Raw genomic sequence first — 14958 nt, 5'->3', positions numbered from 1 at the left:
CGGTCAAAGATACGTAATTAGCATGTTGGTGATATGGGATATGTGGAGGCCTAACCCTAATTAAATAGAGGAAAATACAAATGGCAAACGTTTCAATGCGCGATATGCTTCAAGCTGGTGTTCACTTTGGTCACCAGGCACGTTACTGGAACCCTAAGATGAAGCCGTTCATCTTCGGCGCTCGTAACCGCGTTCATATCATCAACCTAGAAAAGACAGTTCCACTTTTCAACGATGCACTTAAGTTTTTATCAAACGTTGCATCTAACAAAGGTAAAATCCTTTTCGTAGGTACTAAGCGCGCAGCTGGTGAAGCAGTTAAAGAAGCAGCTATCTCAAGTGAGCAGTTCTACGTAAATCACCGTTGGTTAGGTGGTATGTTGACTAACTGGAAAACAGTTCGTCAATCAATCAAGCGTCTTAAAGACCTTGAAGCTCAAAGCCAAGACGGTACTTTCGAGAAGCTTACTAAGAAAGAAGCGCTAATGAAAACGCGTGAAATGGAAAAGCTTGAGAAGAGCCTTGGCGGTATCAAAGATATGGGCGGTCTACCTGACGCTATCTTCGTAATCGATGCTGACCACGAGCACATCGCTATCCGTGAAGCTAACAACCTAGGTATTCCAGTAGTATCAGTTGTTGATACTAACTCTAACCCAGATGGTGTTGACTTCATCATCCCTGGTAACGACGATGCGATCCGTGCAATCCAGCTATACACTAACGCTGTTGCAACTGCTATCACAGAAGGTCGTGAAAGCAACATCGTTGCTCAAGCAGAAAACGACGATTTCGTAGAAGCTGAGTAATTAGCTGTCATCAAGTCTTCATCAACTTAATGGTGAAGGCTTGATATTCTTTACAAGCGGAAATTCGCTTACCAAAAAAACCGAATTCAGAATTGAGGATATTCTAATGGCTGTAACTGCTGCCCTAGTTAAAGAACTTCGCGAGCGTACTGGCGCTGGCATGATGGATTGTAAAAAAGCACTAACTGAAACTAACGGTGACATCGATCTAGCGATCGAGAACATGCGTAAGAGTGGTGCTGCAAAAGCTGCTAAGAAAGCGGGTAACATCGCTGCAGAAGGTACAATCCTTATCAAGCAAGGTGAAGGTTTTGCTGCGCTTCTTGAAGTTAACTGTCAAACTGACTTCGTTGCTAAAGACGAAAACTTCCTAGGTTTTGCTAACACTGTTCTTGACGACGCTGTTGCTACTAAAGCTTCAGTTGCTGACCTTCAAGCTAAGTTTGAAGAGACGCGTGTTGCTCTAGTTGCTAAGATCGGTGAAAACATCAACGTACGTCGCGTTGAGTACATCGATGGCGACAAGCTATCTGCATACCGTCACGGCGACCGCATCGGTGTTGTTGTAACTGGTGATGCTGACGAAGAAACACTTAAGCACGTTGCAATGCACGTTGCTGCTTCTAAGCCTGACTTCCTAAAGCCAGAAGACGTACCTGCTGACGTTGTTGAAAAAGAAAAAGCGGTTCAAGTTGAAATCGCTATGAACGAAGGCAAGCCTGCTGAAATCGCAGAAAAAATGGTTGTTGGTCGCATGAAGAAGTTCACTGGTGAGATCTCTCTTACTGGTCAAGCTTTCATCATGGAGCCTAAGAAGTCTGTTGGTGAGTACCTTAAAGAGAAAGGTGCTACAGTTTCTTCATTCATTCGCCTTGAAGTTGGTGAAGGTATCGAGAAGAAAGAAGAAGACTTCGCTGCTGAAGTTGCTGCACAGATTGCTGCTGCAAAAGGCGAATAATCGCAATAGAATAATCTTATTGACATAAAAGTAGTGATTTGCTTTTGCGTCAATGAAGAAAATTCTCTAAAATAACCGCGCATTTATGTCTATCATAAGCGCGGTTATTTTTTGTCTCAATTTTAACTTGGCCCGGAAATTATGACTATCAATCGAAAACCTGTTTTTAGACGCGTTCTTCTTAAATTAAGCGGTGAAGCTTTAATGGGAGATGAAGGCTTTGGTATCGATCCAAAAGTGTTGGATCGTATGGCGCAAGAAATTAAAGAACTTGTAGAACTCGACGTAGAAGTGGGTTTGGTGATCGGCGGCGGTAACTTTTTACGCGGTGGCTCTCTAGCTGAAGCGGGTATGAACCGTGTAGTTGGCGATCATATGGGCATGTTAGCAACGGTAATGAATGGTTTGGCGATGCGTGATGCGCTGCATAGAGCCTTCGTAAACGCACGTTTGATGTCTGCTATTCCACTAAATGGTGTGTGTGATGCTTACAACTGGGCAGAGGCAATCAGCTTGTTAAAATCAGGCCGTGTTGTTATCTTTTCAGCAGGTACTGGAAATCCGTTCTTTACAACAGATTCTGCGGCATGTTTACGCGGTATTGAAATTGAAGCGGACACAGTGATCAAAGCAACTAAAGTTGACGGTGTATACAGTGATGACCCGGTTAAAAACCCTGAGGCAACCTTGTACAGCCAGTTAACTCATGATGAAATTATCGACAAAGAGCTTAAAGTGATGGACTTAGCCGCTTTCACATTGGCGCGTGACCACAACATGCCACTGAGTGTATTCAATATGAATAAACCAGGTGCGTTGAAACGCGTTATCATGGGCGAAGACGAAGGCACTTTGATCACATCGAAAAAAGTAGCGGAATAAAGCAATTTCAGGTGGTGCGTTAGGCACCATTTGTTTAGAACAAACTTAGATCAATCTCATTGATGTTGTAGATTGATTAGAATAGTAAAAATAGGATTGCAACTGTGATTAATGATATCCAAAAAGACGCTCAAGAGCGCATGAAAAAAAGCGTGGCGGCACTTGCTAGCCAACTATCTAAGATCCGCACTGGTCGTGCACACCCAGCTTTGTTAGATGGTATTTCAGTATCTTATTACGGTGCTGATACACCTCTAAACCAAGTTGCTAACGTAACTGTTGAAGACTCTCGTACGCTTGCTATCAGTGTTTTTGATAAGTCATTAGCACAAGCTGTAGAAAAAGCGATCATGGCGTCTGATCTAGGCTTAAACCCGATGTCAGCGGGTACAGTGATTCGTGTTCCACTTCCTCCACTAACAGAAGAGCGTCGTAAGGACCTTATCAAGATCGTTCGTGGTGAAGTAGAAGGTGGTCGAGTTGCGGTACGTAATATTCGTCGTGACGCGAACGGTGATATTAAATCACTGCTAAAAGACAAAGAGATCTCAGAAGATGAAGCGCGTCAAGCAGAAGATGAGATCCAAAAAATCACTGATACGCATATCAAAGAGATGGATACGCAACTTAGCGCGAAAGAAGCTGAGTTGATGGAAATCTAAAACTCAATTGAGTTGTGCCAAAAAGCCGCTTTTTAGCGGCTTTTTGCTGTCTTATAGCTCGTTAACTGAGCTTGAAAAGCATCGAGTGGCTTTATCTTTTTAAAAAAGAATAAAACTTGTTTATATTACAATCACTCATGGTTAAGAATTGAGCAAAAAGAATTTTATTAGGTTTGCGGCGTTGTCTGCGCTATACTAGGCGGCGTTTTTTTTATTTAAAATAGTACTATGGTTTTAAACGCTGACGCGATTTCACAACAATCATTACCTAAGCATGTTGCCATCATTATGGATGGAAATGGACGCTGGGCTCAGGCGCGTAAGCGTCCTAGAGCATATGGGCATAAAAAAGGTGTCGACTCTGTTCGCAGCGCTGTACAGTTCTGTACTAAGTTAGGTATCGAGTCTTTAACGCTGTTTGCATTTAGCAGCGAGAACTGGCGCAGGCCTGAAGATGAAGTTAGTACCTTAATGGAATTATTCCTCTTTGTACTTAGTCAAGAGGTTAAGAAATTACATAAAAATAATGTAAAACTAAAAATAATTGGTGATATATCAAAGTTTCCTGAAAGCTTACAGGCTAAAGTCCATGATGCCCACGCACTTACCGCAAATAACACAGGGTTAACCTTGAATGTTGCTGCAAACTACGGTGGAAGATGGGATATTGTGACTGCAGCCCAGTCGCTTGCGACTCAGGTACAGCAAGGGGAGCTCTCTGTTGCAGATATCACGGAAGACGCATTGTCTGAAAAGTTAACAATGGCAGAGCAAAGTCCTCTAGATTTGTTGATCCGTACTGGTGGTGATTATCGCATCAGTAACTTTTTGTTATGGCAAGCTGCATATGCTGAGCTGTATTTTACAGAAACACTCTGGCCTGATTTTAAAGAAGAAGCTTTCTCAGAAGCAATTGCTTGCTATATTTCTAGAGAAAGGCGCTTCGGTTGCACAGGCGAACAAATACAACAACTACTCGCCGAGAGCAAATCAACAAGTTAAAGGTATAAAATTTGTTAAAACAACGTATTATGACGTCGGTGGTATTAGCTCCACTGGCGCTACTTTTGGTGTTTTATACGCCGCTACAGCTGTTTAGTTTGATTGCCGGCGCAATCGTACTACTAGGAGCTTGGGAATGGGCATCTTTAATGGGGTTGAAAAAAGGGGCACACCGCGCTGTTTATGTTGTGATTACAGCAGCATTAATTGGGGTGCTTCATTTTCACTGGCCAATAGAGAGTTTGTGGCAATCGGGCAAATTAGTTGCTGACGCGAACTACCTATTTACCTTAGCTGCTGCTTGGTGGATTGTGGCAACATTATTGGTGTTTCGATATCCCAAGATGGCGCGCGCGTGGAGCCAAGGTCTAGTTATGCCAGCGGTGGCTGGGTTTCTGACTCTGGTTCCGCTATGGTTAGCTTTAAATGTGCTGAGAAGCGCTGAGTACGGCACCTCTGAGCAATTTGGCTCTGTGCTGATTATGGTTGTCTTAGGCATCGTTTGGAGTGCTGATATTGGCGCTTATTTCGCCGGGAAGAACCTAGGTAAGCGCAAGCTCATGCCAAATGTCAGCCCAAACAAAACCATTGAGGGTCTGATCGGTGGGCTAGTGACCGCGGTCGTTTTTGTTTTGATTTTTTGCTTTTGCTCAGACGTTGAATATAAGCAGTGGTTACTGTACGGCGCATTGACAATCGTGATTGCTTTGTTTTCAGCGATAGGCGATTTGCTTGAGAGTATGTTCAAGCGAGAAGCTGGGTTAAAAGATTCAGGTAGCTGCCTGCCTGGTCATGGTGGCATTTTAGACCGCATTGATAGTCTTACAGCGGCAGCACCGATGTTTGCGTTGTTTTATGCTTGGACGGTCACACTATGAGTGTTGAGTTAAGTCAGCTAGAACAAGTCGTCATTCTTGGTGCGAGTGGTTCTATTGGAACCTCAACTTTAGATGTTATCTCGCGCAATAAAGAGCGATATGATGTATTTGCGCTTGTGGCCGGCTCCAATGTTGATGTGATACTTAAGCAAGCGCTTGAGTACAAGCCTCGTTATGTTGTAATGCAAGAAGCGCATGCTGCGGCCTCGCTACGTGAGCACTTAAGCAATACCAGCATTGAAGTCCTAAGTGGTACTGACGCCATGTGTGACATTGCTGCGCACCCAGATGTTGATATCGTGATGTCTGCCATCGTTGGCGCTGCGGGCTTGTTGCCAACTTTGGCGGCGGTAGAAGCGGGTAAAAAGGTACTGTTGGCCAACAAAGAGTCATTGGTGATGTCGGGCAAATTGTTTATGGACAAAGTGAAGCACCACGGTGCTACATTATTGCCGATAGACAGTGAACACAATGCGATATTTCAGTGCATGCCTGCACAAGTGCAGCGTGCTGAGCAAACTAATTTTAATGCGGTGGGAATTCGAAAAATCCTCCTCACTGGATCTGGTGGTCCTTTTTTAACTCGTGATGTCAATACACTCAAAGCGGTTACCGTAGAGGAAGCTGTAGCACACCCAAATTGGTCAATGGGCCGTAAAATATCGGTTGATTCTGCGACGATGATGAATAAAGGTCTCGAATTTATCGAAGCTAAATGGCTGTTTGATTGTCAACCTGATGATATCGAAGTTGTTATTCACCCTCAAAGCATGATCCACTCCATGGTTCAATATCAAGATGGTTCAGTGATTGCGCAAATGGGTCAACCTGACATGCGTACACCAATCGCCTACGGTCTTGCTTACCCAGAACGTATCGATGCTGGCGTTAAACCGTTGGACTTTTCTGATATGCGTGATTTCACATTTACTCACCCAGACTATGCACGTTATCCAAATTTAAAACTTGCTATAGAGGCATGCCGACTAGGTCAAGCAGCTACAACAGCGCTTAATGCAGCCAATGAAATCTCGGTTGCGGCATTTTTGGACAAGCGCATTGGCTTTATGGATATTTTTAGAGTTAATGAGCAGGTGCTTGAGCACAGTACGTTAAAAGATTTAGAATCATTGGAAGAAATTTTAGATATGGACAGTCAAGCCCGTCGGCTTGCACAGCAGATGATTGCAAATCAGGGGTAATGATGTTTGATTTTTTCTGGAATCTAGGTTCATTTGTTATTGCGTTAAGTATTTTAGTCGCTGTACATGAATACGGACACTTTTGGGTTGCCAGAAAAGCGGGTGTGAAGGTGCTGCGCTTCTCCATAGGTTTTGGTAAGCCTCTTTTTACTTGGTACGATAAAATGGGTACCGAGTATGCTATTTCAGTCATTCCTTTGGGTGGCTATGTGAGAATGCTTGACTCGCGCGTTGATGATGTTGATGAACACAATATCGATAAAACACTGGATAGTAAGTCAGTGTATGCGCGTATGGCTGTTGCGGCTGCAGGCCCTGCGGCGAATTTCCTTTTTGCGATTTTTGCTTTAGCCATTATGTACTCGGTTGGCGTTCAAAATGTTAAGCCTGTTGTTGGTAACGTAACAGAGTCGTCGATTGCGCAAAAAGCGGGTGTTCAACCTGGCGATGCAATCAAGCGCATAGGCGGTGAAGACGTAAATTCGTGGCAAGAAGTTAACTTCGCTGTCATGTCCGGGTTAGGTGAACAACAGCTGGAAATAAAAGTTGTTGACGACAAGGGCCAGATTGCAATCCGAACCTTGGATGTGCGTAACTGGAAGCTAGATCAAAAAGACGTTGCGCCTTTGGCCTCGATAGGCATTAATCCATACAGACCTGATATCACAACCGAGTTGGCGCTGATAGCCGAAAACTCTGCTGCGCAGCGCGCACAATTGAAAGCAAATGATGTGATTTTGTCTTTCAATCAACAAAACGTTGAGAGCTGGGCACATTTTGTCGGCTTAGTACAACAAGCGGCCTATCAGCAAAGTGTGATCACTGTCTTGCGAGATGGTCAAGAAGTTACCCTGAATGTGACCCCTGATGGAAAAGAGATTTCAAAAGACCAAGTAATAGGTTATTTGGGAGTTGTCCCCAAACAGAAAAGTTGGCCTGAAGGCTACATTGAGACTAGACAGTATGGTGTATTCGATAGTATCGTGCTTGGCGTTCAGAAAACCTATGCGTTGACAGCGCTGAGCTTCGATATGATTGGCAATCTGCTCACTGGTCAAGTCTCTGTTCAAAATATTAGTGGTCCAGTTGGAATTGCCGTAGGCGCTGGTGACAGTGTCAGTTATGGGTTAGTTGCCTTTTTAAGCTTTTTAGCACTAATTAGTGTTAACTTGGGAGTTTTCAACCTTTTGCCTCTGCCGATGTTGGATGGTGGGCATTTGATGTATTACTTAATTGAACTAATTCGAAAAAAACCGGTCTCTGAAAAGACACAAGAGTTAGGTTACAAGCTTGGAGCGATGATGCTCTTAGCTCTGACTTGTTTTGCACTGTTTAATGACGTATCGAGGCTCTAGGCTCTGTAATAAGGGCGATAGCGCACGTGGCGTATAGTACGCCGTAAGCTGTAAAGGATAAAGATAACAAAATGCCTATAAAAAAACATTTAGCTGTAACGAGTTTACTTGGCGCCAGTTTTGCCGCTTTAGGGCAAAACTCCTTTATCGTAGAAGATTTAAAAGTTGAAGGGTTACAACGTGTTGCACTAGGTGCTGCATTAACTCATATTCCAATCAATGTTGGCGATGAGGTTGATAATTACACAGTTTCAAAAACGATTAAGGCATTATTTTCGTCAGGTCACTTTGACGATATTACCGCTTATCGTGATGGCAACCAGATCGTTTTCAAAGTTAAAGAACGTCCGACAATTGCCTCTATTGAGTTTGACGGCAACAAAGACATCAAAGACGAACAACTTCAAGAAAGTTTAGATGACAAAGATATACGTACCGGTGAGACATTAGACCGTACGGTAATTGATGGTATCGAAAAAGGCTTAATAGAGTTCTTCCACAGTATTGGTAAATACAACGCTAAAATCGATGTCAGTATTGTCGAATTACCGCGTAACCGAGTAAAACTCAAATTTGAGTTTGAAGAAGGTGACGCAGCGTCTGTTCGCCAAATCAACTTAGTTGGTAACGAACTATTCTCAGACGAGCAGTTGTTACGCTTAGTTGAATCTCAGCAAGATTTGCCTTGGTGGAAGTTCCTGTCTAGTGACCGTTACCAAAAGCAAACAATCGAAGGCGACCTTGAAAAGATCAGGAGTTATTATCTTGATAGGGGTTATTTGAGATTTAACATTGATTCAACGCAAGTATCAGTAAGTCCTGAGCGTGAGTCGGTGTATGTGACCGCAAATATCACTGAAGGTGAGAAGTATACGGTCAAAGGTTTTGACTTTATTGGTGACCTATTAGGGCGTGAAGAGTTAATTCGTAGTGTTGTTCCATTGAGAGCAGGTGAACTTTATAACGGCTCATTGGTGACATCATCAGAAGAATTCATCAAAGGGTACCTAGCAAGATTTGGCTACGCCAATGCCGAAGTTCGCACAATTCCAGAAATTGACGACGAAAATAAAGAAGTACATTTAACCTTATCAGTTGATCCTGGCAAGCGTGTTTATGTTCGACGCATTTTAGTCAACGGCAACCAAAATACCGCAGATCATGTAGTGCGAAGAGAAATGACGCAGTTAGAGGGCGCTTGGCTGTCAAACCAAAGTCTAGAACGCTCAAAATTACAGATCCAACGTTTACCGTATATGGAAAAGGTTGAGTTTGAAGTTAAGCCTATTCCTGGTGTTGATGACCAAGTGGATGTCGATTTCAATGTAAAAGAGCAACCGGCAGGTAGTTTCCAAGCAGGTGTTGCTTATGGTTCATATGCAGGTTTGCAATTTAATGTGGGCGTGAGTGAATCTAACTTCTTGGGATCTGGTGACCAAGTTGCGTTTAACATCAACACATCACGTGCTTCTACGCGCTACAGTGTTTCATACACAGATCCTTATTTTACGCCTGATGGTATTTCTCAAGGTAGCAGTATTTTCTATAGCAACTTTGATGGCGGCGAAATTGGCCTAGTCGATTACGATTCTCGTAGTTACGGTATTGGTACTCATTTTGGTATACCAATTAACCCAGTTAACCGATTAAACTTTAGTTTCCGTTGGATTGAAGAAGATCTGGATCGTATTGCTGATTACGAGCAAACGCGAGTAATGAGGCTTACATTCGAAGATCCAAACAATCCGGACGATGGATTCGATTTCACGAAGTTTGAGTTAGGTATTGGTTGGTCTCGTATTACGGTAAACCGTGGTATGTTCCCAACAGATGGTTCACGCCAGTCGGCAAATTTAAACTTTACGACTCCAAACTCTGACTTGAACTACTTTAAGTTGAGCTACGATTCTCGTTTCTATTGGCCGATAAGTAATGACCACCGTTGGGTATTCTCAACACGTGCTGCGTTGGCATATGGTAATGGTTATGGTGAGAAAAACGGCTTTGATCAGGTTTTACCTTTCCAAGAGTTCTACCGTATCACCGAAATGGAGTTGAGGGGTTTCGAGAGAAATACAATCCTGCCTCAGGCGGTTCAACGTCGTCCATTAGGCATACCAGGTACACCTTCGAAAGATGGCTCTTCGACAGGTACTATTGGGGGAGATCCTCAGTTTGACCAGTTAGTTCCACTTGGTCGTATCGGTGGTAATGCTAAGGCGGTATTAGGTGCAGAGATGATTGTACCTACACCTTTCCTAGATGAAGAAAATACAAGTTCAGTACGTACTAGCTTCTTCGTAGATGCAGCTAACGTATGGGACACTGAATTCGACGTAAGTCGCTATACAAACTTGCCAGAAGATCAATACAAACAATTATCAGATTATTCTGATCCTGGCCGTTTTAGGGTTTCTACGGGTTTATCTATACAGTGGATATCTCCAATGGGACCAATGTTAATTAGTTTTGCGTATCCGCTGAAAAAAGAAGACGATGATGACACTCAAAACATCAGCTTCAACATCAGCAATACTTTCTAAGGAGTTTATTGTGAAAAAGATTTTTAAAACATCTGCTATGGGTATTTTGGCAGCGTTGTTAATGGGTAACTCAGTTAATGCATTCGCTCATAAAGTGGGCTTAATTGACATGCAGAATATTTATTCTCAGTTACCGCAAATGGCAAAAATTGAGCAAACGTTAAAAAATGAATTTGCTGAGCGTCGCCAAGAACTTGAAAAACTACAAGGCGATATTCGTTTTGAAGCTGAAAAATTCAAACGCGAAAGCGCGACAATGAGCGAAGAGCAAAAAACTGCGCTACGTGACAAAATTCAAAACATGCAAAAAACACTTGCTGAAAAAGGCCGTCCGCTAGAGCAAGAAATTAAGCAACGTCAAAACCAAGAGTTAGCAAAAGTTCAAAAGCTAATCTTCGATGCGATTCAATATGTTGCTAAAAAAGGAAACTTTGACGAAGTTCGAGTAAAAGAAACGACAATTTACTTCAACCCTGATAAAGTTAGCGATCTATCAAATGAAATTGTTGAAGTAGTTAGCAAAAAATAATGACGAAACAATACACGTTGTCACAATTGGCAGAATATCTAGGCGCCTCTTTGGAAGGTGACGGTAGTCAGCCAATTGTGAAAATCGCGACCTTGGTGAATGCCAAGAGCCAAGACATTGCGTTCTTGGCAAATAAAAAGTACCGCAGTCAATTAGAGTCGACGCAAGCAGGTGCTGTGATCTTGTCAGCCGATGATGCTGAGCACTACACGGGCAATAAATTAGTCTGTGATAACCCTTATGTTGCGTACGCCAAGTTGGCGCAATATATGGACACGACACCAAGTGCTGCGAGTGCTATCCATCCCAGAGCATGTATTGACGAAGGCGCATCGTTAGGCGAAAACGTCAAGGTAGCGGCTAACGCCGTGATAGAGTCCGGTGCGGTCATTGGCGACAACGTGGAAATCGGTGCAGGCTGTTTTATTGGTAAAAATGCGCGCATTGGTGCTAATACTAAACTTTGGGCGAATGTAACCATCTATCATGATGTGGTGATTGGCGAGCAGTGCTTGTTCCAATCGGGTACTGTGATAGGTAGTGACGGGTTCGGTTATGCGAATGAATCTGGGGAATGGGTTAAGATCCCTCAGATTGGCACAGTCATTATTGGTAATCGTGTAGAAGTTGGCGCATGCACATCGATAGACCGTGGTGCTATCGACGACACGATCATCCATGACAACGTCATACTAGACAATCAAATTCAGATTGCCCATAACGCGGAAGTTGGCTATGGCACCGCAATTGCGGGATGCTCGGTGTTAGCTGGTAGTGTTAAAATTGGGAAGCACTGTCAAATTGGCGGCATGGTAGCAATCAATGGTCACAACGAAGTGTGTGATGGTGTTGTTATTACAGGTATGAGTATGGTCACGAAGGGGATTACCAAGCCTGGTATTTATTCTTCTGGCATGCCGCATACAACGAATAAAGAATGGCGCAAGAACATTGCCCACTTACGAAATCTTTCTGATTTTAAAGCGCGAATTAAAGCGTTAGAAAGTTTAACTGAGCAGTTACAAACTACGGATAAATAAAAGGTGGTATTTTGGCCAACGAATTAAACAGCTTTGACATTCAAGAGATCTTAAAGTTATTACCACATCGCTACCCGATGCTTTTAGTTGATAAAGTTGTCGATTACAAACCGGGTGAGTATCTTCATGCGATAAAAAATGTCACGGCGAATGAACCTATTTTCACAGGGCACTTTCCAGAACAACCAATTTTCCCAGGTGTTATGATCCTTGAAGCGCTTGCTCAGGCGACAGGTCTATTAGGCTTTAAGACAGTCGAGAACCGTTCTGATAATGAGCTATACTTATTTGCAGCCATTGACAACGCAAGGTTTAAGCAGCCCGTTGTTCCTGGAGATACAATGCACTTACATGTGCAGTTTGTTAAAGAGCGTCGCAACATCTGGAAGTTTTCCGGTGAAGCGAAGGTTGACGGCAACGTAGTATGTAGTGCCGAATTAATGTGTGCTAGAAGAGAGTTTTAAGCGTGATCCATCCTACCGCAATTATTGAGCCAGGTGCTAAATTAGGAAGTAACGTCTCTGTTGGACCATATAGCTACATCGGTAACGACGTGGTGATTGGTGATGACTGTAAAATTGAATCTCACGTTGTTATTAAAGGGCCGAGTGAAATCGGTTCTGGTAATCACATTTTTCAATTCGCGTCAGTAGGCGAAGCCTGTCAAGATAAAAAGTACAAGGATGAACCAACAAAACTGATCATCGGTGACAACAATGTCATTCGAGAGTGTGCGACGATACATCGTGGTACTATACAAGACAAAGGCGTGACCATAATCGGTAGTAATAACTTATTTATGGCTTACACACACGTCGCGCATGATGCAGTGATTGGCAATAATGTTATTTTTGCCAATAATGCAAGTGTTGCAGGGCATGTGCATATTGGTGACTGGGTTATCCTTGCGGGTAATTCTGGTGTTCACCAGTTCTGCAAAGTGGGTTCACATGCATTTGTTGGTATGTATTCTGGTGTTAATCAGGATGTACCGCCGTTTGTGACAACGACAGGCACCCCAGCGCGCCCAGTTGCAATTAATACAGAAGGCTTGAAGCGTCGTGGCTTTGAATCTGATGAGATTATGGCAACACGAAGAGCGTATAAAACGTTGTTCCGTAAAGGCTTAAAACTTGCTGAAGCCGTGGAATCATTGCAAGAAGAAGCTCAAAAGTTCCCTGCTGTGCAGCAGATGTTGGACTTTATAGCAAACTCAGAGCGCGGTTTAGTACGCTAAGACAGATTAGCTCTTGGTATTGCCTAATCCAATCACTAAATAGGCAAATAACAAAGAGTGGGTTCTGATATAATGACGCCATACATAGTATGGCGTTTTTTTATTTTGCAGAAGAACAAAAATGGCAAACGAAAAATCAATCACCATTGGCATTGTTGCAGGCGAACTGTCTGGCGACATTCTGGGCGCAGGATTAATCAAAGCGCTTAAAAAGCGATACCCAAATGCAGAATTTGTTGGTATTGCAGGACCCAAAATGCAAGCAGCAGGCTGTAAAAGTTTATTTGATATGGAAGAGCTAGCCGTTATGGGGCTAGTAGAGGTCTTGGGACGTTTACCAAGATTATTAAAAATCAGAAAAGAGTTGGTAAACTATTTTATCGACTATCCACCGGATGTATTTATTGGTATTGATGCACCTGATTTTAATCTTCGTGTTGAAAAGCCATTGAAAGCTGCGGGTATTAAGACCATTCAATACGTGAGCCCTTCAGTGTGGGCGTGGCGTCCAAAGCGTATTCATACTATTGCGGAAGCAACAAACTTAGTACTTTCGTTATTACCTTTTGAAAAAGCGTTTTACGACAAGCATGAAGTACCCTGTACTTTTGTTGGCCATACTTTGGCTGACGAGATCCCATTAGAGTCCGATAAGCTAGCTGCGCGGTCTGAGATAGGCCTAGAAGAATCAGATACCGTGTTAGCGCTGCTGCCAGGAAGTCGAGGCTCGGAAGTTGGATTATTGAGCGAAACATACCTGCAAACAGCTAAGCAGTTGGTAGACAAAATTCCAAACCTAAAGATTGTCGTTCCGCTGGTTAACGAAAAGCGACAGAAGCAATTTAATCAGGTTTTAAATAAAGTAGCGCCCGAGCTGAGGCCAGTTTTGCTTGATGGTCAATCTGCCTTGGCGATGAAGGCTGCTGATGCCGTGTTACTTGCCTCAGGTACAGCCACGTTGGAGGCGATGCTCTATAAAAAGCCTATGGTGGTGGGTTATCGTCTTAAAACGTTGAGCTATAAAATTTTTAGTACGTTCTTTACTTTTAATATTAAATATTTCTCTTTGCCAAATTTATTAGCAGACGCCCCCTTGGTGCCTGAGTTTTTGCAAGAAGAATGTAATCCAGATGCGCTAACAGATGCTTTGCTTCCACTGCTTAGAGAAGACAATTCAGCATTGGTTGAGCGTTTTTATGAAATTCATAAAAATATTCGTTTGAATGCCAGTGAACAGGCAGCAATTGCAGTTGCGGAGGTAATTGATGCAAATTGAACGACCTGATTTTAAGTATATCGCAGGCGTAGATGAAGTAGGTCGAGGCCCTTTAGTCGGTGATGTTGTAACCGCGGCTGTAATATTGGATCCGACAAAGCCGATAGAAGGTCTGGCGGATTCTAAAAAGCTGACTGAAAAAAAGCGCAATGCATTGGCCGAAGAAATCAAAGAAAAGGCGCTTTGTTACTGTGTTGCGAGAGCGAGTGTGGAAGAGATAGACGCGCTTAACATTCTACACGCTACCATGTTAGCGATGAAACGTGCTGTAGAGGGGTTAAATATAGCTGCCGAGTTTGTATTTGTTGATGGCAATCGATTACCCGATTTGACAGTCCCTGCGCAAGCTGTAGTAAAAGGCGATAGTTTAGTACCAGAGATCAGTGCGGCATCAATCTTAGCCAAGGTTACTCGAGACAATGAGATGATTGAGCTAGATGCGCAATTCCCTGAATTTGGCTTTGCAGGACATAAGGGCTACCCAACAAAAGCACACTTTGAAGCACTGGCCCAACATGGCATCACGCCCTATCATCGTAAAAGTTTTAAACCAGTTCAGCGTATTCTCGCGGAGCACTCTTAATT

The 14958-nt window shown here is 43.1% G+C and carries 15 protein-coding genes; all 15 read left to right on the top strand.

The genetic code is table 11. The features are described from left to right. Window positions 1–80: 80 nt before the first annotated feature. Entirely contained in the window at window positions 81–809 is a 729-nt protein-coding gene (rpsB, locus tag A7985_RS08090) for a 30S ribosomal protein S2 (RefSeq protein ID WP_063362921.1), read from the top strand. A gap of 106 nt (window positions 810–915) precedes the next feature. After that, window positions 916–1767 carry a translation elongation factor Ts gene (tsf, locus tag A7985_RS08085; RefSeq protein WP_065789890.1) on the top strand — a complete coding sequence of 284 codons (852 nt, stop codon included), beginning with the start codon at window positions 916–918 and terminating at the stop codon, window positions 1765–1767. Window positions 1768–1908: 141 nt separating this feature from the next. Next, window positions 1909–2649 (top strand): UMP kinase, encoded by a 741-nt coding sequence (pyrH, locus tag A7985_RS08080; RefSeq protein WP_063370658.1) that lies wholly within the window; start codon window positions 1909–1911, stop codon window positions 2647–2649. 104 nt (window positions 2650–2753) lie between these two features. Further along, window positions 2754–3311 carry a ribosome recycling factor gene (frr, locus tag A7985_RS08075; protein WP_063370657.1) on the top strand — a complete coding sequence of 186 codons (558 nt, stop codon included), beginning with the start codon at window positions 2754–2756 and terminating at the stop codon, window positions 3309–3311. 228 nt (window positions 3312–3539) lie between these two features. Further along, entirely contained in the window at window positions 3540–4313 is a 774-nt protein-coding gene (locus A7985_RS08070) for an isoprenyl transferase (RefSeq protein ID WP_065789889.1), read from the top strand. Window positions 4314–4324: 11 nt separating this feature from the next. Beyond that, window positions 4325–5191, top strand: a complete 867-nt coding sequence (locus tag A7985_RS08065) for a phosphatidate cytidylyltransferase (protein ID WP_065789888.1) — start codon at window positions 4325–4327, stop codon at window positions 5189–5191. Beyond that, window positions 5188–6393 carry a 1-deoxy-D-xylulose-5-phosphate reductoisomerase gene (gene ispC, locus A7985_RS08060; RefSeq protein ID WP_065789887.1) on the top strand — a complete coding sequence of 402 codons (1206 nt, stop codon included), beginning with the start codon at window positions 5188–5190 and terminating at the stop codon, window positions 6391–6393. Before A7985_RS08065 ends, ispC begins: the two co-directional genes overlap by 4 nt. 2 nt (window positions 6394–6395) lie before the next feature. Further along, a complete protein-coding gene (gene rseP, locus A7985_RS08055; RefSeq protein ID WP_065789886.1) occupies window positions 6396–7748 on the top strand; it encodes a sigma E protease regulator RseP in 1353 nt (450 codons plus the stop codon). Window positions 7749–7819: 71 nt separating this feature from the next. After that, window positions 7820–10291, top strand: coding sequence for an outer membrane protein assembly factor BamA (bamA, locus tag A7985_RS08050; RefSeq protein ID WP_065789885.1), 2472 nt, complete (start codon window positions 7820–7822; stop codon window positions 10289–10291). A 10-nt stretch (window positions 10292–10301) separates the two neighbouring features. After that, window positions 10302–10820 (top strand): OmpH family outer membrane protein, encoded by a 519-nt coding sequence (locus A7985_RS08045; RefSeq protein WP_065790058.1) that lies wholly within the window; start codon window positions 10302–10304, stop codon window positions 10818–10820. Next, window positions 10820–11860 (top strand): UDP-3-O-(3-hydroxymyristoyl)glucosamine N-acyltransferase, encoded by a 1041-nt coding sequence (lpxD, locus tag A7985_RS08040; RefSeq protein WP_065789884.1) that lies wholly within the window; start codon window positions 10820–10822, stop codon window positions 11858–11860. The genes A7985_RS08045 and lpxD overlap by 1 nt, the downstream gene beginning before the upstream one ends. Before the next feature lie 11 nt (window positions 11861–11871). Continuing rightward, a complete protein-coding gene (fabZ, locus tag A7985_RS08035) occupies window positions 11872–12324 on the top strand; it encodes a 3-hydroxyacyl-ACP dehydratase FabZ (RefSeq protein ID WP_063357028.1) in 453 nt (150 codons plus the stop codon). A 2-nt stretch (window positions 12325–12326) separates the two neighbouring features. Continuing rightward, the gene (lpxA, locus tag A7985_RS08030) at window positions 12327–13097 is read left to right on the top strand and encodes an acyl-ACP--UDP-N-acetylglucosamine O-acyltransferase (RefSeq protein ID WP_065789883.1); all 771 of its coding nucleotides are present in this window, start codon (window positions 12327–12329) and stop codon (window positions 13095–13097) included. Window positions 13098–13218: 121 nt separating this feature from the next. Then, window positions 13219–14373 carry a lipid-A-disaccharide synthase gene (gene lpxB / locus A7985_RS08025; protein WP_065789882.1) on the top strand — a complete coding sequence of 385 codons (1155 nt, stop codon included), beginning with the start codon at window positions 13219–13221 and terminating at the stop codon, window positions 14371–14373. Next, on the top strand, window positions 14363–14956 hold the full coding sequence (rnhB, locus tag A7985_RS08020) for a ribonuclease HII (RefSeq protein WP_065789881.1): 594 nt from the start codon (window positions 14363–14365) through the stop codon (window positions 14954–14956). Before lpxB ends, rnhB begins: the two co-directional genes overlap by 11 nt. Window positions 14957–14958 lie beyond the last annotated feature (2 nt).

The sequence above is a fragment of the Pseudoalteromonas luteoviolacea genome (assembly GCF_001696455.1).
In the GTDB taxonomy this organism is placed as follows: domain Bacteria; phylum Pseudomonadota; class Gammaproteobacteria; order Enterobacterales; family Alteromonadaceae; genus Pseudoalteromonas; species Pseudoalteromonas luteoviolacea_C.
This window is presented reverse-complemented; position numbering and strand designations above follow the sequence as displayed.